The sequence below is a fragment of the Flavonifractor sp. An4 genome, assembly GCF_002161755.1.
GTDB classification, from domain to species: domain Bacteria; phylum Bacillota; class Clostridia; order Oscillospirales; family Oscillospiraceae; genus Flavonifractor; species Flavonifractor avicola.
Genome location: NZ_NFIL01000119.1, coordinates 1 through 792, shown reverse-complemented (window position 1 = coordinate 792; position 792 = coordinate 1). Strand labels below are relative to the sequence as shown.

Annotated in this window: 2 protein-coding genes; both read right to left on the bottom strand. The window is 55.7% G+C overall.

The features are described from left to right. Positions 1-149: DUF3849 domain-containing protein (locus B5F94_RS16355; RefSeq protein WP_143383346.1), on the bottom strand; the 149-nt coding region annotated here is incomplete at its 3' end. A gap of 38 nt (positions 150-187) precedes the next feature. Next, positions 188-792 (bottom strand): hypothetical protein (locus B5F94_RS16600; protein WP_087331583.1); only part of this gene is annotated, 605 nt, incomplete at its 5' end.

Below are 792 nucleotides of genomic sequence, written 5' to 3'. Positions count from 1 at the left end.
CCGGCCCGGATGGCCGCTTCAATGGCCTGCTTGCAGGCGATGTTGCACTGGTGGCTCGCCCGCCACAGCCCCGCCTCATTGCTGCGCTTGGCCTCGGACAGAGAGCCCAGGTACAGATAGGGGTAGTCTGCCGGCGTTGGTTTGTTCATTTGGTTTACCTCCTTACTTCTTTGGTAGTTCTGTGGCCTTAAAAGCCGTTCCAAATCCGCTCCCCGCGGTAATCAAAATACTCTGCGTCAGCACAGTCTTCCGGGGTCAAATCCTTCAACCGCTTTCTGCTCCGGGAGATGTAGAGGTCAGAGTCCATGGGCGGTTTCGGCACCTTGACCCGCAACAGCTCGTCCATTTGAACCAGCTGAGCGTATTGTTCCGGCTCGTGCTGTCTGAGGTACTGATAGAAGTGGTTTTTATGGAAGGGGCAGAAGGTGCAGGCGCTGGCGCGGGTCTCCAGGCCCCATACCTCCTTGATATAGCCGTAGCTGTCCGCCCGGGTAAATTCCATCTGTACCAGAGGAAAACGGTTGACGAACATCGGATTGGTGCTCGCTTTACAGCGTCTGGCTTCTTCCAGGCTGAATCCGATGTGCATTTCATGGGCCTTTTTGTCCTCGTCCTTGAGACGCTGTCCTTTTTGATAGCCCAGCAGGTCCCACCGTACATACTTGGAGATCAGTTCCACCTTATAGTCGATGGTGCAGTTGCGGGGCATTTTGCTCTTATGGCCGTCATCCCGAAGGGTCCACCACGGGATGCTGATGGTCCGCCGCTCGCCAAAATTCCGAATGAAATCGG